Consider the following 16846-nt stretch of genomic DNA (forward strand, 5'->3'; position numbering starts at 1 on the left):
ACTCATTCGATTACGGAAAGAAGAAGCCGTCCGGTAAGGGCGCACGGGAGCCTGCGGAAGATATGGACCGAACCGTCACGGGTGGGGACAGGTCCGGCGCGTGCACGTGCATCTGCCCTTGCATCTGTTGTGGGCATTCGGAACCATGGACCCCGCGCACCTGCGTACTCGTACGTGCTCGTTCGTGTTGTAGCGCCACAGCTGCGATTCCCGGGAGTGCCTCGCATGGGAACGAATGGATCGACCATGCTCGAGCCGTTACGGCAGGGCCTTCCGCCGATCGACCCCGCGGCCGTGTCCAGCTCCGCCTCGTGCGCACTGCCCGCCCGCTACGAAGCGGTGCGCGGCGCCCGGAAGTTCACCAGCAGGACGCTGACCCGGTGGGAACTGGACGAGCGCTTCGACGACGTCGCGCTCGTCGTGTCCGAACTCGTCACCAATGCGCTGCGGCACGCCCTGCCCGCGGACCTCCCCCGCGGCCAGGAGCCCCCCGTACGGTTGCATCTGATGCGCTGGACGGGCCGGTTGGTGTGCGCCGTGCGCGACCCCAGCGAGGAGAGTCCGGTCGCCGGCGAGGCGGAGGACTCCGCCGAATGCGGCCGGGGGCTGTTCCTCGTCGACTCCTTCAGCGACAGCTGGGGCTGGCACCCGCTGGCGGGGCCACTCACCGGGAAGGTCGTCTGGGCGCTGTTCCGCCTGCCGCAGGAGTGAGGCGCCCGAGGCCACCGCCCTGCCTCCTCCCGGCCGCCATCGCACGACGAGGCGCCCGGCCGCGATCGCACGCCCGTCCGCCGGCGGGCCGAGGCCGGCCGGGCCTCGGCGTGCGCGGGCCCGGCCCTGGCTCGTGAACGGTCCCGCGGTGCGGGGAGCCGGGTCCGGTCAGGGTGCCCACGAGCTCGTCAACCTCCGGCGAGATGGTCGAACTCGCCGTCCTTCACCCCCAGCAGCATGGCCTCTATCTCGGCCGGCGTGTAGACGAGCGCCGGCCCCTCCGGGAAGCGCGAGTTGCGCACCGCGACGTTCCCGCCGGGCAGTTTGGCGAACTCCACGCACGATCCCTGAGAGTTGCTGTGCCTGCTCTTCTGCCAGACGACCCCGTGAAGCTCTGTGGCCGCCATGCCGTTGTACACGTCGTGCACAGGACGCTCCCCGAGTTACAAGGTGCAGGTGTCAACTGTCTCGGATCATAGCTGTGTTCATATGCAGATGCATGAGCAGATGCACGTGCACAAGGGGTGGTTCCGCGGTTACAGCCCCGAGCCGCACCTCGCCCGGGACCTCCCCCGATGCCGCCGGCATGCGCCCGCGCGCCCGCCGCTCGTGATCTTCCCCGTCCCCGTCCGCGCCGGGTCGCCCGGGTCGAATCCCTCGTGCACGAGAAAGAGACGCCTGCCGCGCCCTTCCGGCTCCACGATCCCGGTGACTGTCCGGTTCGCGGCGTTCCGCCCCCCCGCTCCTTCCGGGTGCTCCACGGACCGGCGGAGCTCTCGTCCCGCTGCCGTACGGTCGTCCGGGTTGCTCGGGCGCCGGGAGGTCGTGGAGCGGTACGCGGCGCGGGGCGCACGACTCAAGGAGATCATCCGGCACCCCGGCACGCGCGAGGAGGACCGCCTGGCCGCGCAGCGCGAACTGCGGCGCCGACTGCGGGACGCGAGCGCGACCGAGCGCGACCCGCGTCCGCAACCGCGACGCGGTCGACGGGCAGACGCGGCGCTACTGCGGGAGTTCGCCCCGGTGGTCGCGGGGGCGCAGGCGGGCGTCGTCGGCCGCCGCGGTGCCGTCGTGCCAGCCCGCCGCGTCCGTGGCGCCGCGGACCCGGGTGCGCACCGTGTCCGGGAAGAGGCGTTCCGCGTGGTCCGTGACGGCGACGTCGCGGGCGGCGAGAACCGGGAGCAGGTCGCCCCCGGCCGTGTCCTCCGCCACGTGGGACGTCGCCCGCGCCAGCCGGTCGCCGATGCGGTGCGCGTAAGCCAGCAGGAACGACTGCCGGAACGTCTTCGTCCGTCTGCGTCCGCCCGCCCGCTGCGACGCCTCCGCACGGGTCATCGCCGTCGTTCCCTGCACCAGCAACGAGGTGTACAGCAGCTCCACCGCCTCCAGGTCGGGGTCGAAGCCCACCACCGTCGAGAAGCCGAGACCGCTGTTCCAGACGGCGCGGCAACGGTTCGCCGAGGCCACGGCGTCCAGCAGGATCGCCTTGGCCGTCTCGTACGGCGCGTCGACTCCGATGCGGCAGGCGACCGGCACGTCCGCGCGGTGGGTGCGGGCCGCGAGCACCGCCTCGTCGATGCTGTGGCGCGCCATCAGCTCCTGCGCCTTCGCGGTCAGCGCCTCCGCCTCCTCCGGGTAGCCGGTGGCCTCCGCCTTCGCGAGGAGGGCGCGGATCCGGGTGAGCGTCCGCGGCTCGCCGTGCGGGGCCGCGGACCGCCGGTGGACGGGCGTCCCGGGCACCGGACCCACCGGCTCGACCGACGGCAGCCGCACGAGGAGCCGGTAGAGCCGGAGCACGGCGGTCGCGTGCGAGAAGCGGTCCGCGGGGCGCCGCCCGCGCCCGCCGCCGGGCAGTTCGTCGAGCTGGGCACGCCAGCGCGGCGGCAGGTCGTCCCCGTACCGCCGGGTCTCCCCCGCGATCAGGCCGGCGGCCAGCTCCGCATGGTGCTCGTCGAGATCACGGCGGACGATCCGCACGACGTCCGCCGGCTGCCAACCACGCTCCCACGCCCGGCGCACGAACTCCTCGCCGCGCCGGACCAGTTCCGCCTCGGCCTCGGGCGGCGCTGCGGCCAGCAGCGAGGCGCCGGTGTCGAGCGCGTCGTCGTCGTCGGCGTACAGCGCCCCGCCGAGCGCACGCTCCACCACATCCACGCCGATCGAGCCTACGCGAGCCCCGCCCCCGTCGCCCCGTCCGGGACCGCCCTCCTCGCCGGGGTGGGGGCTGCCGCACTCCCGCTCGGCTGATCGCGCGCCCGGCGCCGGTGACCCGGGGCGGGGGCGCGGACGGCGTTCGGCGCCCCGGCCTCCGCCTGCGCGCAGACCGCCGTGACGGCGGAAATCGCTCCGGTGCCCGGCGGCCGCCGGGCCGTACGGTGAGACGCATGGGTGAGAACAAGCAGCGCATGCTGGCGGGGGACTGGTACCTCCCCGACGACCCCGAGCTCGCCGCCGACGGCGAACGGCGCTTCGCGCTCTGCGCGGCCTACAACGCCGGCGGCGGTGCGGCGCTCCCCGAACGGGCGCCGATCCTCGCCGAACTCCTCGGCTCCGTCGGCCCCGGGGTCCGGATCCGGCCGCCGTTCCAGTGCGACTTCGGCTACCACATCGGCATCGGCGAGGGCACGTTCGTCAACTTCGGGGCCGTCTTCCTCGACGTCGCGCCCATCACGATCGGCGCCCACTGCCAGTTCGGCCCGAACGTCCAGCTGCTCACGCCCTCCCACGAACCGGACGCGGAACGCCGGCGCGAGGGCTGGGAGAAGGGGGACCCGATCACGATCGGCGACAACGTCTGGCTCGGCGGGGGCGTCATCGTCTGCCCCGGTGTGACGATCGGCGACGACACCGTGGTCGGGGCGGGTGCCGTCGTCACCAGGGACCTGCCCGCCGGGGTGCTGGCGGTGGGCAACCCGGCGAAGGTGATCCGCACCCCGGCATGACGGCGGGTGCGGATCACGGGCGTCGGCGTACGAGGGCCCGGCGTACGGGGCCGGTGCCCGGAACCGGTCGGGGGCCCGGCGCACGGGACCCAGCATGCGCGGCCGCCGTACGCCCGCCGTACGCGCCCCTGCTCCGGTCCGGTCCCACCACCACTCGCTCGGCCCGTCCCCCTTGCCCGGAACCGGGCGCGGCGCCCACGCCACGGACCTCGAAGCCCACGAGACCCCGCCGGTATCGCGCGGACGGGGCGTTGTCAGTCGTCAGTGCCAGACTCGCCACCATGAACGAACGGTGGGCCCTTGCCCCCGCCGAGGACGGCGGAGCGGTGCTCGTGCCGCTCGGCGAGGACGGGCTGCCCGCCGGAGAGGTGCGCAGGGAGGCCGACCTCGTCGCTGCGGTGCGGACCCGGCCCGAGGTCGGACGGTGGGTGTGGCGGTCCACCGCCGAGGTCTATCCGCGGCTGCTCGCGGCCGGCGTGGGCGTCGAGCGGTGCTACGACATCGAGGACGCCGAGCTGCTGCTGCTCGGGCACGAGGGACGGCACGGCGAACCACGCTCAGCGGCCGCCGCGTGGGCACGCCTGCGCCATGCCCCCGTCCCGGACGATCCGCCGCCGCGCGCCGCCGTGCCCGGCTCGCAGTCGTCGCTGTTCGAACCGGAGCCCGTGGCCGTGCCGTTCGAGGGCCTGTTGGAGGTCTACGCCGAGCAGCAGCGAAGACACCAGGCCGCCGAGCACCCCGGCCGGATGCGGCTACTGACGGCGGCCGAGTCGGCGGGAATGCTGGTGGCCGCGGAGATGAACAGGTCGGGTCTGCCCTGGCGGGCGGACGTCCACCGGGACGTGCTGCACGAGCTGCTCGGCGAGCGGTACGCGGGCGGGGGCGAGCCGCGCCGCCTCGCGGAGCTGGCCGACGAGGTCTCGGCGGCGTTCGGGCACCGGGTGCGTCCCGATCTGCCCGCGGACGTCGTCAAGGCGTTCGTCCGGGCAGGGATCAAGGTGCGGTCGACCCGGCGCTGGGAGCTGGAGGAGATCGACCATCCGGCCGTACGGCCGCTGATCGCGTACAAGAAGCTGTACCGGATCTGGACGGCCCACGGCTGGACCTGGCTGCAGGACTGGGTACGGGACGGGCGGTTCCGGCCGGAGTACCTGCCCGGCGGCACCGTGTCCGGCCGCTGGACCACCAACGGCGGCGGTGCGCTGCAGATCCCCAAGGTGATTCGGCGCGCCGTGGTCGCGGACGAGGGCTGGCGGCTGGTCGTCGCCGACGCCGACCAGATGGAGCCCCGGGTGCTCGCCGCGATCTCCCGCGACCCGGGTCTGATGGAGGTCGCGGGACACGACGACGACCTGTACTCCCGGCTGTCGGACCGGGCGTTCTCCGGGGACCGCGACCACGCCAAACTCGCGCTGCTCGGCGCCGTCTACGGCCAGACCAGCGGCGACGGGCTGAAGAACCTCGCGGCGCTGCGCCGCCGCTTCCCCCGTGCGGTGGCCTATGTGGACGACGCGGCCCGCGCGGGCGAGGAGGGCCGTCTCGTCCGCACCTGGCTGGGGCGCACCAGCCCGCCGGCGGCCGGCGTCCGAGAGAACGACGAGGCCGGCATCCCCCAGGACGGCGGCGACGAGGAGCCCACCCAGCCCGGCTTCGCCCCGGGATACGCCTCGACGGACGCCCGGGCCCGCGGCCGGTTCACCCGCAACTTCGTCGTCCAGGGCAGTGCCGCGGACTGGGCATTGCTGCTCCTCGCCGCACTGCGCAGGGCGACTGCGGGCCTGCGCGCCGAACTCGTCTTCTTCCAGCACGACGAGGTGATCGTGCACTGCCCGGCAGAGGAGGCCGAGGAGGTGGTGCGGGCGATCCGCGACGCCGGTGAGCTGGCCGGGCGGATCGCCTTCGGCGAGACGCCGGTGCGGTTCCCCTTCACGACGGCGGTGGTGGAACGCTACTCGGACGCGAAGTGACCTCCCGTGCGGCTGTGCGCCCTGTGCGTCGCGCGCCTGACCGCCCGGGGTCGCGCCCCGCTGCGACGGCCGTCCCCAGATCGGCCCGCTCCGACGGCCCTCAGGTCCCGGGCGGACCACCGCGGCCAGGCACCCGCCGTGCTCCGCACGTTCAGCGTCCGGATTCCCGCCTTCGTCGTCCGGCGTCCGGCCCCGACGTCCGGTGTGGATCTCCGACGGCCGTCAGGTCCCGGGCGGCCCGCCCAGGAGCGCGCGCAGTTCGGGGAGCACCTTGGCGTCCGTACCGTCGAGGCAGGCGTATGCGCGCCGCCACTCGTCGAGCGCCTCGTCGGTACGGCCCTCCGCGCGCAGCAGCAGTCCGTGCTCGTGGCGGGCCAGCCCCTCGGTGAAGCCGTCGGCGCGGGAGACCGCCCGCTCCAGGACGAGGGCGCACTCACGGGCGGCGGCGGTGCCGCGGCCCAGTGCGCGCAGGGCCCGCACGAGTCCGATGCGCGACTGGGACTGGCTCTGCCAGTCCCCCTCGTCGCCCTCGCCGATGATGGCCAGGCACTCCTCGAAGTGGCGCAGGGCCACGGCGGGTTGGCCGAGGGTGAGACGGGCGTAGCCGATGTTGCAGTGGGCCGTGTGGCGCAGCAGCGGGCTGCCCAGTCGTACGCCCACGGCGAGGCTGCGCTCGTGGCAGGCGATGGCGTGCGCGGCGTCGGTGTGCTCGTGGAGGTTGCCGAGATGGCTGAGGATGATCCCCTCTCCGTAGTCGTCGCCGAGGCGCCGGGCGCAGGCGAGTGACTCCTCGAGGGCCTCGGCGGCCTCCTCGTACCGTTCGAGGCGTTCCAGCAGCATGCCGCGGTTGGCGAGGCCGCGCTGCACCCAGCTGTCCTCGCCGAGCCCTCGCCACAGGCCGATGGCCTCGTCGTTGAGCGCCAGCGAGCGCTCGCTCCGCCCGAGCATGAAGTGGACCGCGGCGAGATCGGTGAGCGCGTGCGCCTCCGCCTCCCCGTCGCCGGCGGCCCGCGCGGCGTCCAGCGCGGCGTCGTTGAGCAGGCCGAGTTCCTGGAGGCGCCCGCGTCGCTGGAGATAGGGGAAGGCGGCCCGGATGACGCGCAGGGCGGTGCGCGACTTCGGCGCGTACGCCTGGGCGAGGACCACCAGACCGGGCAGTTCGCGGTCTCCCCAGGCCAGGGCCTCCGCCTCCCCCGGGAAGGGAGGGACCTCGCCGATCGGGGGCGGGACGCGGTTCCCCGCCAGATGGGCCGGGACGAGCGCCAGGCCCGCCTGGCGCGCCGACTCCCCGAACCACCGCAGCGCCCGCTCGACGGCCGCCGCGCGTCCCTCCTCGCCGTCCAGGCGCACGGCGAGCTCGTGCGCGAAGTCCCGGACCAGGTCGTGGGGCACGAAGCGCCCGTAGGCGACCTCGTCCAGCAACGCCACGTCGACGAGCCGTTCCAGGGCGGCGACCGCGCGCGCCTCGTCCAAGGGCGGGCCGGCGCCCTCGGCCGCCATCAGCTGCGCGACGAGGGCCGCGTCGTACTCGGGTATGTCGACGGCGCCCAGCCGGCGCAGTGCGAGCGCCGCGTCCGGGTCGAGGGCCTCGTGCGCCACGGACAGGGAGCGCCGGACGCTGAGGTCGTCGTACTCCAGATGGTCCAGTCGACCGGCCTGCGCGGTGAGGAGTCCGGCGAGGGCCGAGGGGGTGAGGGCACGGCGGGCGGCGAGCCGCGCCGCCGCGATGCGCAGGGCGAGCGGCAGGCGGCCGCACAACTCGGCGAGCCGGTCCATGTCGTCGGGGCCGTCCGCCCGTGCGTGGCCGGTACCGGCGGCCCCGGCGCCTTCCCGGCCGGAGACGGCACGCAGCAGTGCGGCGCTCTCCGGCGCGCTCAGCGGGGTGAGCGCGAAACGCGCAGCCCCGTCGAGGGCCGTCAGCGGGGAGCGGCTGGTGACGACGACGGCGCAGCCCGCGCCGGCCGGCAGCAGCGGACGCACCTGTGCGGCCGACGCCGCGTCGTCGAGGACCAGCAGGGTGCGGGTCGGGGCCAGAGTGGAGCGCAGCAGGGCGGCGGCCGCGTCGTGGCCTTCCGGGACGGCGCGCGGCGGGACGCCGAGGTCGCGCAGGAGCGCGGTGAGCGACTGGCACGGTGCCAGGGGGGTCATGCCGGGGGTCGCACCGTGGAGGTGGAGATGGAGCTGCCCGTCGGGGAACTCCTCCCGGAGGCTGTGCGCGACGTGGAGGGCGAGGGCGCTCTTTCCCACCCCGGCCATTCCGCTGAGGACGGCCACGGCCGGGCGGTCACGGCCGGTGCGGGTGAGCACGGCGCGCAGGTCGGCGACGAGCGCCCGGCGGCCGGTGAAGTGCGCGGGGGCGGGCGGGAGCTGGGCCGGCCGCGGGGAGGGCCCCGGGTACGCCACGGGCTCGCCGTCCGGGGAGGACCCGGCGCGCGGGGGCTCACCGGCCTCGATCGGGTCGGTGGCCGGAACCGGCCCACCGGGCGGTACGGCCTGTGGGGGCGGGGCAGGCGGGTCGGGCCTGGCGCCGCCCGGGGGCCACGGGTCCTGGAGGATCTCCCGGTGCGCCTGCTGGACCGAGGGGCCGGGTTCTATCCCCAGTCCGCCGACGAGCCTGCGGCGCAGCGACTGGTACGCGGCCAGCGCCTCGGCCTGCCGTCCGGTCCGGTGCAGCACCAGCATCAGTTGTCGGTGGAAGGCCTCGCGCAGGGGGTACTGCGCGGTCAGCGCCGCGAGTTCGGGGCCGAGACCGTCGGGCCGTCCCAGCCGGAGGAACGCGTCGTACCGCCATTCCAGGAGCAGCAGCCACGACTCGCGCAGCCTCCGCACCGTCGCGGGGGTGCCGTCCCCCGGGTCGTACAACCCCGTCAGCGGGTCCCCGCGCCAGAGGTCGAGTGCGGCGCGGGAGCTGTCGACGACGGTCTGCCAGTCCTCATGTGCGCCGTCCGCACCGCCCGGTGCGCCGATTCCGACGGGGCCCGGGGAGATGCCGCCCGGGACCGGACCGGCCTGGGGAGGGCCGCCGGAGTCCTCGTGCGGGACGGCGGGGCCGGCGGCGACGGAGGTGGTACGGGTGACGGCGCGGACGTAGGCGGCACGCGCCGTCCCGATGTGACGCTCGAAGGTGTCGATGTCGAGTTCACCGGGTTCCACGCGCAGCATGTAGCCGGGCGCCACCGCCCGCAGTCTGTCCTCCTCGGCGAGCAGCCGACGCAGCCTGGCCACGTGGTTGTGCAGCGAGGCCCGGGCCGAGGCGGGAGGATCGTCGCCCCACAGGGCGTCGAGCAGCGCGTCCGTGGGTACGACCCGGTTGGCGCGCAGCAGCAGCGTGCCGAGCAGCGCGCGGAGTTTCGCGCCACCCGTCGTGCGGATCTCACCCGCGGCGTCGTGCACGGTCAGCGGACCGAGCAGGCCGAACCGCATTGCCTTCCTCCTGCGCTGACCGTTGGCCTCATGTTAGCGATGTGTTGGTGGAGGCTGGTTGTATCTCCTCGTCGGATCCGGTGAGACGGTGCTCGGCGTGGACGGCCACACTCGGGGGAGTGTCACCGCCACTCCGGATCCGAAGACAGAGAGAGCCTCGGTCACCTGCGATGACCGGGGCTTTCGTCATGCCGCCCGCGAACCGTCCGGCGAGGGGGCGGGGGAGCGGGAAGCGGGCCTCCAGCGTGCAGTGCCCGGCAGGATACGGGCCGTGGGGCAGCCCGCCTCCGGCGGCCGCGATCCGTTCGGCGAGGCTGCGCAGGCCGGCTGCCTCGCCCCCCGCGGCCGACGGCCCCTCCACCCCCTACGACCACCGACCGGAAGCAGACCCCATGGACTTCACCACCGCACTCGAACAGCACCTCGCGGCCGTCCGTTCCCGGGACCTGGACGCCTACATGTCCACCGTCCACGACGAGGCGACGATCATCCTGCCGAACGGCGGAATGGTGGAGGGCTGCGACGCCATCCGTGCCTTTCACAAGAGCTGGTTCGGGGACCCCGACTGGTCGATGGAGACCGAGATCACCCGCACGGTGGTGCACCAGCACACGGCGGTCGCCGTGCTCACTGTCGACTATCGGGACCTGGACCAGGACGGCAAGCCGTACGAGCTGCGCTATCTACTCGGCTTGACCTTCGCCCGCACCGACGGGAAATGGCTACTCGTCCACGACCAGAACACCCACTGCTGAAATGCGCGGTCGCCGACAGGAAGGAGATTCGGTCCTCCGGCTCTCCGAGTGGATCCGGGAGCTGACCGGGTCCACCTCCGGCATCGTGCACGTGCCGCGCCCCACGGACGACCCGTCGGTCCGCCGGCCCGACACCGCCAAGGCGCGCGGAGAGCTCGGCCGGACGGCTCGGTGCACGACGGAACGCGGACCGACCGCGACGATCGACCGGTTCCGCACCCGGACGGGCGGCCCCTCTGGAGAACCTGCAACTCGCCGCCGCAGTGGACATGCTGCACCCCTGGCACCGTTCGGCCCAGGAGCGACCGGATCGGGGGCGGGCATGACGCGTCGGATGTCGACGGCCGTGAGGAGCCGGCGGTCATACGCTCACCCAGCCCTCGCCGGTGGCGAGCACGCCCGCCTCGAAGCGGCTGCGCGCCCCGAGGCGCTGCATCAGATCGGCCGTGACGCACCGTGTGGTCCTTACGGACACGACCAGTCGCCGGGCGATGGCCTCGTCCGTCAGCCCTGCCGTGAGCACATCGAGCACGGTCCGCTCCGGCGCTGTCAGGGAGTGCCCGGTGACGGCCGCGGCATCGGCCGCGCTCTCCCCGAGCGGCTTCCCCTGCCGCCCGGTCCGCTCGAAGAGCGCGGTGAGCGGGCCCGGCGAACCCGCGTACCGGCTCCACCCGCTGTTCAGCCTCTTCGTCAGCGGGATGCCGGCGGAGGAGCAGGAAGGCGCATTCCCCCGCCCTGTTGCCGGTGCGTTCCTCCTGGGCACTGACCAGAACGGGCGACAGGGCCTGACGGCCCGCCCGGAAAGCCCCGGAAAGCACCCCGAGACACCGAGAGACGAGGCAGGTCCACTCATGCCGAGCCCTTCCGGCTTCAGCTACGAAGCCCGCGCCGACGGCACCATCGTCATCACCCACCGCCGCCGGAAGGCCGCGACACTGCGCGGCGACCGCGCCGCGAGGTTCGCCGAGGAGGTGGAGTCCGGCGACGCCCAGGAGGTGATGGCGCGGTGGACGGGCTCGTACAGGTTCGGCAACGAGCGCACCGCCCGCAACCACCCGAGGAACAAGGGGCGCCGCGCCTGAGCCCCGCCCGGGAGCGGACGGCGTCCCGCGAAAGGCCGGGGGACGGAACCATGAGTGACCGGCGTGCCCCGCGAATCGGCGTCCTCGGCGCGGGCTGCACCGGCTCGGTCACAGGAGCGAGCTTCGCGGAGCCGGGTCACCGCGTCGTCGTACGCGACCTCCGGCCCGAGGGGATCGGTCTGCCGGACTTCGGCGAACCGCCCTTGTGGGAACCGGGTCTCGGCGACCTGACGACCCGGAACCAGTGCCGCGTCGGGTGGGCGGATGCTCGCGTCACGCCGCATGCCACTGGTGCGCCTGACCGCCGCGCCACTCGACCCAGTTCGGGTCGTCGAGGAGGTCCCAGGCGTCCGGGAGGCCCGCGCGGCGGAGGAACTCGATCACGTCCCTGTCGTCGTGCGCCAGACCGAGGATCTCCCCGCGCACGGTGACCCGCCGCCCGCCGGACGGGGACGGCCGGTGCACGACGATCGGCGGCGCCATGCCTCCAGGGTGCGCCGCTCCGGTGGTGATCGCAGCCGGTCGCGCAAGGCGGGCGGCCCCATCGGACCACGGAGCGTCTACTCCCCCGGCCGCCCGGGCGGCCGGGGGATGCCGAGGCTGCCCCACGGCGCGCACACCTCGCACATCACCAGCTCCGGGAACTCCTCCAGGGCGATCGCGACGTGCTCCCTGTCCAGATAGCCGAGCTGCGTCCGGTACAGACCGCAGTTGCCCCGGTGCAGCAGCGGCTGGGCACCCTCCACCCGAGCGGGCTGCAGCTTCCACGACATCTCGATCCGGGCGACCTCACGGCGCCTCCGGTCTTCCTCCTCCTCGCGCTTCAGCTCGTCGAGGGTGCGCTCGGTCTGCCGCAACTGGTAGGCGAGCCAGTCGCGCAGGCCCTCGTTGAGCCTGATCCGCTCGGAGCGCGACAGGTCGGACACGGGTCCCCGCCCCGCTCACGCGGCGGCGGAGTTCACCGGCGGCGCGCCGCCGGAGTCGTCCCCGGCCGGGTGGTGCGCCGTGCCGGCCGTTCCGGGTCCGCCTCCACCGGACTCGTGCGCGGCGCCGTGCCCGCCCTCGGTGTGCTTGAGCGCCATCCGGGCCTCCACCACGTCCGGTCCCTCGAGGGCCGCCCAGTACGGGTGGGTCGACACCTCGATCGACAACGTCAGCACGAGCTCACGCAGCCGGGCCTCCTCGGCCCGCTGCTCCTCGCTCCACCCGGGGCTCTCCGGGAACTCGCGGCGGTAGCTGGAGTAGTGCCCTTCTTCCCCCGCCCATCCTTCGGCGGGCTCCACGGACCACGGCAGTTCCCGGCACAACGCCCGGTACGCGGAACGGGCCCGGTGAAGGCGCAGCTGAGCGTCGCGCAGCTCGTCGGGGAAGTCATATTCAGCCACGGCCAGAATAATACGCCTGTTCGAATATCCGGCGGGAGCGCGACGCGCGGTGCAGCGGACGTGCGACAGGAACGGCGGACCCCAGAGCCAGGAAGCGGCGGGCCACTCATTGCGCGGTGGCCATGTTCAAGCCAGATACACATATCCGATATGAGCGGGTTGCGAGCGTCACGCTTTCATCACAGATGCCGCACCACCGCGGCACCCATCAGCCTCTACACCCTGGGCCAGACCATTCCTGAGCTGCATGAACGGCCGAATCGCCCCCGCCCTGCCGCTCTTCATGGCTTCCGCATACGATCCGAGCCATCACGGATCCAAACCCATGGGGGGGTACCCAGGCATGGCTGGAAAGAGGCGCGCCCACCTCGGTCGCAGACGGTTCATACGCCTGGCGGGCGGGACCGCCGCGGGCGCGGCGGTCGTGGGCGGCGGGACGTTCTCGGCTGTGGCCGCGGGTGCCTTCGACAAGCCGACGCCCGACCCCTTCGCCGGCATCCCGCGTTCGGTCGCGCTGAGCCTGCCCGACGTGGACGGACAGCCGCCGCTGCCGCCGCTGCCCGACCCGCTGGAGGGAGGCACCGCCACCGCGCCGAGTCCCACCAGGCGCCTCCCGCGCGCCGAGGGCAGCCCGGATCCGGCCGCTGTGGAGGCGGACATACCGAACGCCCTGCCGTTCGAGTTCAACAAGGACGGCTACGGGATCGCGACGGACATCCCCGAGTACATGCGGCCGTGGCGCGACCGCCCGACCAGGTGGGAGAACGTCTCCCCGTCCACGGGCGCGTACCGCCTGGACGCGGACGGCGTGTACCTGTACTTCCCGGGCGGTGGCACCACGGGCTACGACCATCCCGTGGGCCAGATCCAGTTCGGCCTCGGCTGCATCACCAGCTACCGCACCGAGCAGGACCCGGAGCGCAAGGCGCTCTTCCTCCAGCGCGCCAAGACCCAGGCGGACCGGCTGATCGAGAAGCGCGTCGAGGCGCGCGGCGCCTGGTACTTCCCCTACGCCTTCGACTTCAGCCACGCCGTCCACACCGGCATCGACTACAAGGCCCCCTGGTATTCCGGCATGGCCCAGGGCGAGGCCCTCAGCCTGTTCGTCCAGCTCTCCGAGCTGGAGGGAATCACCGAAGAGGAGCGGAACCTCTACAGGGCCGCCGCCGACGGCGCGTTCGCCTCCCTGCTACGCGCCGACGACGCCGACCCCTGGGTCGTGAACAAGGACGGATCGGGCTACCTGTGGATCCAGGAGTATCCCTTCGCCGATCCCGGCACCGGTGACTACACCTACAACGGCATGGTCTTCGCCATGTTCGGCCTCTGGGACTACTACCGGGCCACCGGCAACGACCTCGCGGCCCAGCTGTACGACGGCAGTTGCACCACGATGGCCCGCTACTTCCCCCTGCTGCGCAACCAGCGCTGGTTCTCGTACTACTGCCAGACCCACCGAATACCGGCCCCCACCTACCACCAGCACCACATCAACCTGTGGCGCCAGTTGCACTGGCAGACGGGCAACCCCGCCTTCGCCCACCAGATGGACATCCTGCTGGACGACTGCCCCGCACCCTATGTGCAGCCGGGTGCGGTGATCGCCTTCGCCGCGGGCACGCACACCCTCTACAAGCTCGACACCAACGCCAACGGCACCTGGTCCTCCGCCAAGGCCGACAAGCAACTGGCCATCAAGAAGGTCAGGTTCTCCCGGGCCACCCAGGCACCGGCGGACATGCGGCGACGCATCCAGGGACGCGGCATCTACTACCGGATCAGCGCAGGCGCGTACACGGGCTGGTGGGTCGGCGAGTACTACCCGAAGGCATTCCTCCGCGGCGAGTACCTGACCACCGTCTACCACCCGCAGCGCACCCTCACCTTCCCCGCCGGCAAGGACGTCACCTGCTTCAGGTTCGGCACCGACGGCGCCGTCGGCAGCACCAGGACCGTCAGGTTCGCCAAACCGTCCAACGCCCCCTTCGACCGCCGGGCAATCGTCAACGGCCGGCCCATGTGCAAGATCACGGCGGGAGCGCTCACCGGCTACTGGGTCTGGGCCGGCGACGTCCTCACCGACGGACGCTGACCCACACCGACCGCACGAGCAGGGTCACGGCATCCCGGCAGACCTCTCCGGGGGAGACGGCTCCCGTCCGGCCCGCTGTACTGCAAGTGGGCTTATTCGTCGGCTTGTTGGGACACCAGGTGCTGCAAGAGGTCGATAATCGGGGCATGACTGCTGCATCCTTCAACCCGCGCGCGCTGCTGGCGAAGAGCCGGATCGGTGTGCTGGCGACCATCAAGGCGGACGGGCGGCCCCAGCTCTCCCCCGTCCAGCCGTACTACGACGAGTCGGCGGGCGTGATCCATGTGTCCACCGGCGCGGGCGCGGCCAAGGTGGCGAACCTGCGCCGGGACGCCCGGGCCACGCTGGAGGTGACCAGCCCCGACGGCATGTCGTGGGCCACCGCCGAGGGCATCGCCACGCTCACCGGGCCGGGCACCGACCCCCACGGGTCCGACGTCGAGGCGCTGGTGAACTACTACCGGGTCGCGGCCGGGGAGCACCCGGACTGGGACGAGTACCGGGCGGTGATGGTCTCCGACCGCCGGGTGCTGATCACCATGACGGTCGACCACGTCTACGGGGCCGACATCAGCTGACGGGACGACGGCCGGGGGTAACACCCCCGCGCTCACGACAACGGCCGTCGGCCCCACGGACCCAGCTGGGTCCGTGGGGCCGACGGCCGTTGTCGTCGTCTGCGCCGCTCAGGCGTGCAGCAGCGTCTCGCCGTCCTGCCTGCGCAGGACCGCGATCAGGCCGCGCAGGCCCTTGTCGGCCCGGGTGATCTCGTCGTCCGTGAGGTACACGGACGGTTCGAGGCGGAGGGTGTTCGTGGCGCTCGCGGTGGGGAAGATGCGGATCGCGTGGGCGCGCAGGAGGTAGCCGGCGAAGAGGTAGCCGAGGAGGCCCGCCTGCGCCTGCTCGCGGATGATCCCCGAGGTGGACCCGGACTGATCGTGGAACTCCAGGCCGATCATCAGGCCCTTGCCGCGTACGTCCTTGACGACGTCGCCGAACTCCTCCTCCAGCCGGCCGAGCATCGCGAGGAGTCGGTCGCCGCGCTCGGCGGCCAGCCGGTACGCCCGGCCGTTGTCCCTCTCCAGCAGGTCCACGGTGCGGCCGGCTATGAGGGTGGAGAAGCTGTCCTTGGCGAAGGTGGAGCTGTGGACGAGTTCGAAGTCGGTGCGGTAGCGGGAGCCCCGGATCAGAGTGAGCCCGGCCTTGGCGATGCCGCCGCCGAGACTCTTGGCGAGGGTGATGTAGTCGCCCTGGAGACCGAGGTGCGAGCCGGCGAAGAACGCGCCGGAGCGGCCCATGCCGCTCTGCACCTCATCGACGATGATCGGGCAGTCGATCGTGGCGCAGACCTCCTGGACACGGCGTACGGCATCCTGGTCGAGGACCCGGATCCCGGCCTCGCCCTGGATGGGTTCGAGGATGAAGGCGCAGATGACAGGCAGTTCACGTTCGATCAGACGTACGACGTCGTCCTCGACGATGAGGTCGAGCAGGGTCCTGCGCTCCTCGGCCACGATCTTCTCCAGCACGTCCGGCCGGTCGAGGGGCACGAAGCGGCACCGGGCGGCCAGGGCGGTGAACGGGGCGCGGTAGCCGACGTTGTGGGTGAGCTGGACGCTGCCGACCAGCTTGCCGTGGAAGGAACCCTCCGGGGCCAGGAACACCGGACGCGCGGCCATGCGCTCGCGGTTGACGATCCGGATCGCGTCGGTCAGGCGGGCGATGTCGCCGGCGTCCGCCGACTCGGCCTCGGGACCGAGCAGTTCGACGACACCGTCGCCGGCGACATGGGCGCCGGAGCGCACCGCCGCGTGGGCCCGGTCGAGGTGGGTCTCGATGTCCTCCGCCAACTCGGCCAGCCTCATCACCCGGTCGAGCTCGGCGTGCTTGACGGCCACCTCGACGGCCTCGGCGCCGCTGTTGGCGAAGACCGCCGAATAGTGCTCGTCGGTGCCGAACTCCCGCTGGAGGATGCGGTTGATCTTCCACGCGAGGTCGTTCGCGTACGGATGCCGGGAGAACTGGGCGTGGATCGGGGTCCCCTGGTCGAGCAGGGACTTGGCGTAGGCCACGATCTCCGGATTGTTGTGCCCGAGTATCGCCGATCCGTAGCCGCCCACCAGGTCGAGGACGGGAATTTCCGCACCCTGGTCGTCGCGGTAGAAGAGCGTGTTGCCCTGGGAGCGGATGTACTCAACGCCGAGTCCGAGTGAGGACAGCCATCCGGCAAGGTGCGGTTCCGCCAGTTCGAGTTTCTCGACCACCGGGTTCTTCCTCTCCGACTGTTTTCGGCCTTGTTTCAGCCCGATCGATTTCGGGACCCTAGCATCCAAGGCCCTCACCTGCCGCTTCCTCTGTAATGCGTCAGTAACGGACCGCTCTCCGGCATATCTCGGGAACATCTCCGGTAATTGGCCGGCCTCACGGAACTTCCCTTCCGGAGCGAACGGCGAGTTACCGGGAAGGGACTTGCTCCTGGGCCGACTTGG

At 72.7% G+C, this 16846-nt stretch carries 15 protein-coding genes and 1 pseudogene; 8 read left to right on the top strand and 8 right to left on the bottom strand.

The annotated features are described in order from the left end of the window. Window positions 1–225: 225 nt before the first annotated feature. Complete coding sequence (locus tag O7595_RS14375) at window positions 226–711, top strand: ATP-binding protein (RefSeq protein WP_269729083.1); 486 nt, start codon at window positions 226–228, stop codon at window positions 709–711. A gap of 188 nt (window positions 712–899) precedes the next feature. Here O7595_RS14375 and O7595_RS14380 read toward each other — a convergent pair whose 3' ends face one another. Then, entirely contained in the window at window positions 900–1139 is a 240-nt protein-coding gene (locus tag O7595_RS14380) for a DUF397 domain-containing protein (RefSeq protein WP_138053866.1), read from the bottom strand. A 376-nt stretch (window positions 1140–1515) separates the two neighbouring features. Here O7595_RS14380 and O7595_RS14390 point away from each other — a divergent pair. Continuing rightward, a pseudogene (locus O7595_RS14390) lies at window positions 1516–1717 on the top strand (30S ribosomal protein S14); the annotation flags it as partial. Here O7595_RS14390 and O7595_RS14395 read toward each other — a convergent pair. Beyond that, window positions 1714–2856: a DUF2786 domain-containing protein gene (locus O7595_RS14395; protein ID WP_269732488.1), complete on the bottom strand. Its 1143-nt coding sequence runs from the start codon at window positions 2854–2856 to the stop codon at window positions 1714–1716. The pseudogene O7595_RS14390 and the gene O7595_RS14395 sit on opposite strands and share 4 nt — an antisense overlap. Before the next feature lie 239 nt (window positions 2857–3095). Between O7595_RS14395 and O7595_RS14400 the strand changes: the two genes are divergently transcribed. Continuing rightward, a complete protein-coding gene (locus O7595_RS14400) occupies window positions 3096–3653 on the top strand; it encodes a sugar O-acetyltransferase (RefSeq protein WP_269729084.1) in 558 nt (185 codons plus the stop codon). A 281-nt stretch (window positions 3654–3934) separates the two neighbouring features. Next, entirely contained in the window at window positions 3935–5620 is a 1686-nt protein-coding gene (locus O7595_RS14405) for a bifunctional 3'-5' exonuclease/DNA polymerase (RefSeq protein WP_269729085.1), read from the top strand. A 222-nt stretch (window positions 5621–5842) separates the two neighbouring features. On the opposite strand, the gene O7595_RS14410 is transcribed toward O7595_RS14405, so the two are convergent. Further along, a complete protein-coding gene (locus O7595_RS14410) occupies window positions 5843–9043 on the bottom strand; it encodes an AfsR/SARP family transcriptional regulator (protein WP_269729086.1) in 3201 nt (1066 codons plus the stop codon). Window positions 9044–9435: 392 nt separating this feature from the next. Between O7595_RS14410 and O7595_RS14415 the strand changes: the two genes are divergently transcribed. Next, complete coding sequence (locus O7595_RS14415; RefSeq protein WP_269729087.1) at window positions 9436–9798, top strand: YybH family protein; 363 nt, start codon at window positions 9436–9438, stop codon at window positions 9796–9798. Window positions 9799–10159: 361 nt separating this feature from the next. Here the strand turns inward: O7595_RS14415 and O7595_RS14420 are convergent, their stop codons facing one another. After that, window positions 10160–10561 carry a helix-turn-helix domain-containing protein gene (locus tag O7595_RS14420; protein ID WP_269729088.1) on the bottom strand — a complete coding sequence of 134 codons (402 nt, stop codon included), beginning with the start codon at window positions 10559–10561 and terminating at the stop codon, window positions 10160–10162. A gap of 88 nt (window positions 10562–10649) precedes the next feature. Here O7595_RS14420 and O7595_RS14425 point away from each other — a divergent pair, with 88 nt between their 5' ends. Further along, window positions 10650–10880, top strand: a complete 231-nt coding sequence (locus O7595_RS14425; protein ID WP_269729089.1) for a hypothetical protein — start codon at window positions 10650–10652, stop codon at window positions 10878–10880. Window positions 10881–11153: 273 nt separating this feature from the next. On the opposite strand, the gene O7595_RS14430 is transcribed toward O7595_RS14425, so the two are convergent. The 3 genes from O7595_RS14430 to O7595_RS14440 form a co-directional block, all read right to left on the bottom strand. Next, entirely contained in the window at window positions 11154–11363 is a 210-nt protein-coding gene (locus O7595_RS14430; RefSeq protein ID WP_269729090.1) for a hypothetical protein, read from the bottom strand. Between the two features lie 77 nt (window positions 11364–11440). Further along, window positions 11441–11806, bottom strand: coding sequence for a DUF6233 domain-containing protein (locus O7595_RS14435; protein WP_269729091.1), 366 nt, complete (start codon window positions 11804–11806; stop codon window positions 11441–11443). Between the two features lie 15 nt (window positions 11807–11821). Continuing rightward, window positions 11822–12265 carry a hypothetical protein gene (locus O7595_RS14440; RefSeq protein WP_269729092.1) on the bottom strand — a complete coding sequence of 148 codons (444 nt, stop codon included), beginning with the start codon at window positions 12263–12265 and terminating at the stop codon, window positions 11822–11824. A 343-nt stretch (window positions 12266–12608) separates the two neighbouring features. Here O7595_RS14440 and O7595_RS14445 point away from each other — a divergent pair, with 343 nt between their 5' ends. Together O7595_RS14445 and O7595_RS14450 are read left to right on the top strand one after the other, a co-directional pair. Then, on the top strand, window positions 12609–14357 hold the full coding sequence (locus O7595_RS14445) for a D-glucuronyl C5-epimerase family protein (protein ID WP_269729093.1): 1749 nt from the start codon (window positions 12609–12611) through the stop codon (window positions 14355–14357). A gap of 146 nt (window positions 14358–14503) precedes the next feature. After that, window positions 14504–14935 (top strand): PPOX class F420-dependent oxidoreductase, encoded by a 432-nt coding sequence (locus O7595_RS14450; protein WP_269729094.1) that lies wholly within the window; start codon window positions 14504–14506, stop codon window positions 14933–14935. A 108-nt stretch (window positions 14936–15043) separates the two neighbouring features. On the opposite strand, the gene O7595_RS14455 is transcribed toward O7595_RS14450, so the two are convergent. Beyond that, window positions 15044–16621: an aspartate aminotransferase family protein gene (locus tag O7595_RS14455; RefSeq protein ID WP_269729095.1), complete on the bottom strand. Its 1578-nt coding sequence runs from the start codon at window positions 16619–16621 to the stop codon at window positions 15044–15046. Between the last annotated feature and the right edge of the window lie 225 nt (window positions 16622–16846).

This window comes from Streptomyces sp. WMMC940 (genome assembly GCF_027460265.1).
Classification (GTDB): domain Bacteria; phylum Actinomycetota; class Actinomycetes; order Streptomycetales; family Streptomycetaceae; genus Streptomyces.

Excerpts from the sequence above, each read along its gene's own strand:
- O7595_RS14375 (WP_269729083.1), top strand. The coding sequence starts at position 226 with ATGGGAACGAATGGATCGACCATGCTCGAGCCGTTACGGCAGGGCCTT.
- O7595_RS14400 (WP_269729084.1), top strand. The coding sequence starts at position 3,096 with ATGGGTGAGAACAAGCAGCGCATGCTGGCGGGGGACTGGTACCTCCCC.
- O7595_RS14405 (WP_269729085.1), top strand. The coding sequence starts at position 3,935 with ATGAACGAACGGTGGGCCCTTGCCCCCGCCGAGGACGGCGGAGCGGTG.
- O7595_RS14410 (WP_269729086.1), bottom strand. The coding sequence starts at position 9,043 with ATGCGGTTCGGCCTGCTCGGTCCGCTGACCGTGCACGACGCCGCGGGT.
- O7595_RS14415 (WP_269729087.1), top strand. The coding sequence starts at position 9,436 with ATGGACTTCACCACCGCACTCGAACAGCACCTCGCGGCCGTCCGTTCC.
- O7595_RS14425 (WP_269729089.1), top strand. The coding sequence starts at position 10,650 with ATGCCGAGCCCTTCCGGCTTCAGCTACGAAGCCCGCGCCGACGGCACC.
- O7595_RS14430 (WP_269729090.1), bottom strand. The coding sequence starts at position 11,363 with ATGGCGCCGCCGATCGTCGTGCACCGGCCGTCCCCGTCCGGCGGGCGG.
- O7595_RS14445 (WP_269729093.1), top strand. The coding sequence starts at position 12,609 with ATGGCTGGAAAGAGGCGCGCCCACCTCGGTCGCAGACGGTTCATACGC.
- O7595_RS14450 (WP_269729094.1), top strand. The coding sequence starts at position 14,504 with ATGACTGCTGCATCCTTCAACCCGCGCGCGCTGCTGGCGAAGAGCCGG.